The 5,615-nt window shown below is 59.0% G+C and carries 4 protein-coding genes; 3 read left to right on the top strand and 1 reads right to left on the bottom strand.

Annotation, left to right across the window (positions count from 1 at the left end):
* Positions 1 to 540: 540 nt before the first annotated feature.
* Positions 541 to 2,583 carry a PD40 domain-containing protein gene (locus Q363_RS30140; RefSeq protein ID WP_035358117.1) on the bottom strand — a complete coding sequence of 681 codons (2,043 nt, stop codon included), beginning with the start codon at positions 2,581 to 2,583 and terminating at the stop codon, positions 541 to 543.
* A gap of 205 nt (positions 2,584 to 2,788) precedes the next feature.
* On the opposite strand from Q363_RS30140, the gene Q363_RS30145 reads away from it, so the two are divergent.
* From Q363_RS30145 to hflX, 3 genes are all read left to right on the top strand, one after another.
* On the top strand, positions 2,789 to 3,355 hold the full coding sequence (locus Q363_RS30145; RefSeq protein ID WP_211256434.1) for a cupin domain-containing protein: 567 nt from the start codon (positions 2,789 to 2,791) through the stop codon (positions 3,353 to 3,355).
* A gap of 401 nt (positions 3,356 to 3,756) precedes the next feature.
* Complete coding sequence (locus tag Q363_RS30150; RefSeq protein WP_035358118.1) at positions 3,757 to 4,233, top strand: hypothetical protein; 477 nt, start codon at positions 3,757 to 3,759, stop codon at positions 4,231 to 4,233.
* A 206-nt stretch (positions 4,234 to 4,439) separates the two neighbouring features.
* Positions 4,440 to 5,351: a GTPase HflX gene (hflX, locus tag Q363_RS30155; RefSeq protein ID WP_425387813.1), complete on the top strand. Its 912-nt coding sequence runs from the start codon at positions 4,440 to 4,442 to the stop codon at positions 5,349 to 5,351.
* Positions 5,352 to 5,615 lie beyond the last annotated feature (264 nt).

A 5,615-nucleotide genomic window follows, 5' to 3' on the forward strand; every position in this document is an offset into this window, starting at 1 on the left:
CGAACGGTTACTGAAGCTGGGCGCTCGCGTGGTGGTCTCGGTGCGCCGCATGGTGCTGCATCTGCCCGCGTCGTTCCCGTTTCTTCCCGCCTTCCGGCAAGTGGCCCTGGCATTCGGAGCCTCGCCGGGATAGCGCGCCTCGGCTGACCAGAAAACCTCACTTCCCACCCTCACGCAACTTGCGGATCAGGAGAACTGCGCACGAAAAACGGCGCCACCCCCAGCAAACGCTTAGGCAAGGCTCCCCCTCACCGCAATCCAACCAACAGCACCCAGCCAAACGAGCCTTCGTCACGAGCTCGCGCTCACAACAACCGCTCGCTCAGCCTTCGTGAATGATGCAGGCTAGTAAACTAAACGGCCATGTTGCCTTGGGGCAGCGACAGGTTTAGAGGGGCATTTCACGGGCACGAAGGTACGCTGTTTGGCAATGAGGAGGGAGCATAGATGCCATCGGGCAGATCGAGACCTGTGCCTCGGCCCTAAAGACTCGAGCGGCCCGATATTCAGAGCGCGGCGACCGCTGGGGTCCTAGCCGAATTACGGTCGGGGGAGATCCAGCAGCACCACATCCGAGCGCTCCTGCACTCGTTCGAGGACAACTTCACGACCGTCTGGCGAGATGTCGAAGTCGCGAATATCGAAGTCGGAAGTGAGGTTGGTCAACTGCCGCTCGGCACCCGTCTCCAGGTCGATGAGCCAGAGATTCTTATGCTGAATCTCTCCTCGCAGGAGCACGAGTGCCCGTCCTCCAGGCAGGAAGGCCAGGTGTCGAGCTCCCCGAGTCAGGGTCAGGGCCGGCAGGGGGTGCGGTGCAGCTTCGGCCGTGAGGGCTTTCACAGAAAATGTGGTGCCGATGTCCGGTCCCGAGTAGACAACGAAGCGGCCATCGGGCGCCCACGCAGGATCGACCGAGTACTCCTGAACAAAAGGAGTGGGGGAGCGACTGTCGATCGGCACGCGGAAGAGGTGTGGGACGCCGTGATCGTCGGCCGCCGAGGTGATCGATTGACCGTCGGGCGCCCATGCTGGAGCGCCCTGTAGATTGAGCGAATCAGCCACGATCCGCGCCTTCGTGCCGTCGGCCTGCATTACGTACAAGTGCGTTTGCCGGTGTTGCCGGGCCGAGAATGCGATATACCGTCCATCGGGGGAGATTGCCGGGCCACCAAAGACTCGCGCTCCCTCGCCGCGCCACAACTCTGTGCTGGTCCCGTTGGCGAGCTTCCAGATACTCTCGCTCGTGCCTGTCGCAGAAACATACAGAAGATAATTTGGGCCAAGTCGTGGGAAGAACCCCGTGGTGGTCGTCAGCGGGATCCGAGCAGCCTCCGATACCTTTTGAGGTGAATCAGCGATCCAAAGATGCCAGAGAGTTCTATTAGGAGTTGCGCGCGTCACAACAAGACAGCGACCGTCAGCGCTGGCCGCCAGCGACGTGTATCGGTCAAGGCCAGAGGTCAGCCGGTGGGGAATGCGGCGCTCGACGTCCATGCTATAAAGCCACGGTCCCGAACCATCGGGATCACTGGCGAGGTACATCAGCGTGCGCCAATCCAATAAGACCGGATGAGTTACGCGGCTACCGTGCGACGTGATCCGTTCAGGAGTTCCGCCGGCTGGCCTGATGCGCCAGATGTCCAGTTTGTCTGGAAGCCCGCCCTGGACGAAGTAAATAAATGCCGTGTCGGGCGCCCACAACGGAAAGTGACTGTGGAGCCCGGCAGGCGCAGTAAAGATGGGCCGATTCTCTGATCGCACGCTGCCGTCTGACACGAAAAGCGGGTCTCCGGGTCCGGGTGTGTGATACACGAGCCGGGAGCCGTCGGGCGACCAGTCGAATTCGGCCACGCCTTCAAGGTATGGCCTCGGCTGCCCGCCCAGCGTCGGCACAGCCCAGATGCTGATGTCGCCGCTCGAGCCGTCTTTCTTGCGACCCCAAAACGTGACGAAAGAGCCATCGGGCGAGAACCCCAGGGTGCGGACCGATGGATTGACGAGTTCCGGCGCGCTCCCGCGGGTCAGGTTGTGGAACTGTCCCGAACCGACCTGCGTGACCCAGACGTCCATTTGTCCGTCCCGGTTCGACAGAAACGCCACGAAATGACCGTCGCGTGACACCGCAGCGGCCTGCTCCACTCCATCGAAGTCCGTGACGGTCTGAAATCGCGCGTCAGCGATCGGGTTTCGCCAGAAGTACTCGGTCCTCTGAAACCAGAGGCTTGCGCCAATCGCCAGCGCGGCTCCCACCCCTGCCAGCGGCAAAACGAATGTCCATCTGGTTAGAAAGGCCTGTGCTGAGCGCGGTGGCGGTGCAGGAGGGTTGGACGATATGGTGTTCCCATTCTCCTGCCCTACTCGAAGATTCCGGCTGTTCATCCATGCGTCCAGATCCACCCGAAACGCGTAGACCGAACCCATCCTGTCATGCAGGTGCCGGTAAACGGGCATCCCCTCCCGCTTCTCCCAGCGCTGGACCGTCGTCACGTCGCGGTTGAGGTATGCCGCGATCTCCTTCCACGAATCCAGCCGGTCTTCAAGCGGTCTCCCGGATGGCGGAATACCAAGGGATGGTTCGCCCATCACGCTCTCCTGGTTGGTCCGCGTTTGTGACGACCCAAATTGTAGCCTCCCCTGCCTGCAAAGGCACGGCAAAAGACTGCATTCGATGGCAAATCAAGGAATGGCTGCACTTCTGCGCCTTACCGCTTGAAAGTACCACCCCACGTGTCCGATTGTGGCCGCGTGCGTCTCCATTCGGCGACGCCAGAAAGAAAAGGAGATCGACATGAGACGAAGACAGATGTTGTTGGTGTTGTTCTGTGCCGCGGTCCTGGTGATGGCCCACCATTTTGCGGGGATGGCCTGGGCTACAAATGCCGTTGGAGGGTATAAGAGCATGCCGCTTTGTCCGGGTTGTTCTGGCACGTTCCAAGAAATTGAAGTCTTCAATCACGCTACAAAGAAATCACTTCCCTCCGGGTTCGAGGGCAAGCTCTGGTTATCGCTGCAGAGGACGAAGGGGGCATCCGACCTGTATATACAGAGCAATATCTGGCCGCCTGTCACGATGGGCATTGTCGCGAGCACTGGCTGGCACACGCACCCTGGTCATAGCCTGATCATTGTCACAGCCGGAACCATAACGGAGTACCACGCGGACTGCAAGCCGCACGTTTACCAGGTAGGGGACACGTTTGTAGATCCCGGCGAGGGCGAAGAACATATCATACGCAACGAAAGTTCAACCGAACCGGCAGCAACCGTTGCCGTCCAACTCGTTCCGCATGATCCGCTAAAGGCGAACCGCCGAATTGATGCCCCAGCACCGGAGACCTGCTCAAACATTAACTGATGTGATGTGCGATGAGGGATGGGATTTGTCGATCCCGATGGTGACCATGCGCACATCGTCCGGAACGAAGGCAACGTCGTAGCGACGAGCATCGCCGTTCAGGTCATTCCGGCAGGTCAACCGCGTCGGATTGACGTTTCGGACCCGGGGAACTGCCATTTCTGACGAGGACGGACTGATTCGACGCCGCTGTGAGCGATCCCCAGACGCGCATCGGGGCCGCGCGTCCAGCGATCGCTGACACCGTTGTAGACCGCTGATGAACACTGCTCTGCATTTAGGATTCCTTGACCCGGTTCCGCCGTATTGTGAGCGGTTTGCCGGCAACCCGGAAACAATCCAGGCGACCGCTCGGAACCTGGCGTCTCACTTCCCACAAACGGAGTTTTGAGAAAGTTCCCATGACCAAGCCGGCCTTCCTGGAGCGGTGCAAGAATATATTTGCTGTCATCGATGACCTGCAGACAGCACCGTTGCGCAAGATGGCTATTGGCCTCAGCCTTGAGAAAGAGTTCTTAAAAGATTTCAAAAGCTTGAAACTCCTGTCCTGTATAACCCAACTTGCCCGCATAGCAGTGGATTCCGGATTCAATCTGGTGGAGGATTCAGCCACAATCATCTCTAATTGGACGACCACTACGCCGATCCCTGGGGAACTGGATTCAATATTCGCTCTGCAGGTCCTTCGTGTCAGCGGAGCGCATAATCTCAGCAAAGACAAACGAGAAGAATATCTGGCGGCACTGAAAACATTTGGCATTACGGAAAAGCAGTGCGCTGGTGGTTGGGGACTGGCTCTAGACATCGTCTACGACAGGCTCATCGTTGATCTCAAAACACTGAACGAACTCCTTACCAATGCGTGGCTGAATGCTTGAACGGAGATAGAGGTTGGGCGAGTGCGAACAATCCAGAAGAATTCATTGCATCCTCTACACTCCCAAAGAGGCTTGTCGTGCAGTTCATGGAAATGATTGAGGGCTCGAGTAGTAGGAAGACACGGTAGCGATGAGCCCTACCGGGGCTCATCATTCAGTATCATCAGGAGAGTCGGTCGGAAGCCCAGCCCTGAATTGAGATAAATTTGACCAGTAAGAAGTCCTCGCTTGAGACCACGTCGGATCAAGCGGAATTACGTCGGAATCGCGGAAAGACAGTCCGTCGAAGCCTCGTCGAAGCAAGTGAGGCCCAGGATGCGGCACTCCTTGCCCGCGAACTCCGTACCTCGCAAACGCAGCAGGAACTTGCCATAATTGTAGTGGTCGAGTTCACCGGAGAACTCCGCAAACGAAAGCAGCTTACCGCAGCCGCTCGACTTGCTCGCACCGCAGCGGCCGTCATCGCTGGAGAAGAAGATCTCCCGGACCATGCAGCCTCCACACTGGACTTTGATGCCAGCCGTGCAGAGTTCGAGGAACTTGCCCGATCAGCCGGTGCGACCATCGCCGCCACCCTTGTCCAGCGCCGCCAGAAGCCCGATCCCTCCAGCCTCGTCGGCCAAGGCAAACTCGACGAAATTGTTGAAGTCGTAGCTTCGACCAATGCGTCGCTTGTCCTCTTCGATCACGACCTCACCCCCTCGCAGCTTCGCAACATCGAGGCCCGGCTACCCTGCCATGTCATCGACCGTTCACAGCTCATCCTCGACATGTTCGCTCGCCACGCTAAGACCAGCGAAGGCCAGCTCCAGGTAGAACTCGCGCAGCTTGAGTACCAGCTGCCCCGTCTCGCCGGACGCGGCCGGGCTATGTCGCAACTTGGTGGCGGTATCGGAACCCGCGGCCCAGGCGAGACCCAGCTTGAGACCGATCGCCGCAAGATCAACCTGCGCCTCGACCACATCAAGACCCAGCTCGACGCCGTTCGGCGCATTCGCCATCAACAACGCCAGCGCCGCGAGGCAGTCCCGGTTCCAGTGGTTGCCCTAGTGGGTTACACCAACGCTGGCAAGAGCACCCTCTTCAATGCACGCATTATGAGAGGGCGTCCTGCTTAAGAAGGCAGTCTTGGTCGGCGACCCATGCTTGCGGGGGCTTTGCCCCCACACCCCCAGGATTTGGCGCTTTGGTGCCTCTCCCGATAGGGGAGTTTCATCGGTCAGTTAGCGACAGGGGGATGCGTAGCATCCCCCTGTATCGGTCGAGGCCACTGAGTCGGCGCTCAGGTTGCTTCCCAGCATGGCCCTACCCTCCGCTCAGTTCAGAGCTGATTGTACTGGGAGGGGAAAATCAAGATGTGCGCGGGCTCTGAAAGGATGACA

It is taken from the genome of Edaphobacter aggregans DSM 19364, assembly GCF_000745965.1.
GTDB classification, from domain to species: Bacteria; Acidobacteriota; Terriglobia; order Terriglobales; family Acidobacteriaceae; genus Edaphobacter; species Edaphobacter aggregans.

Bases quoted from the DNA above. Each gene is read 5' to 3' on its own strand.
- Q363_RS30140 (WP_035358117.1), bottom strand. From the start codon at position 2,583: ATGGGCGAACCATCCCTTGGTATTCCGCCATCCGGGAGACCGCTTGAA.
- Q363_RS30145 (WP_211256434.1), top strand. From the start codon at position 2,789: ATGAGACGAAGACAGATGTTGTTGGTGTTGTTCTGTGCCGCGGTCCTG.
- Q363_RS30150 (WP_035358118.1), top strand. From the start codon at position 3,757: ATGACCAAGCCGGCCTTCCTGGAGCGGTGCAAGAATATATTTGCTGTC.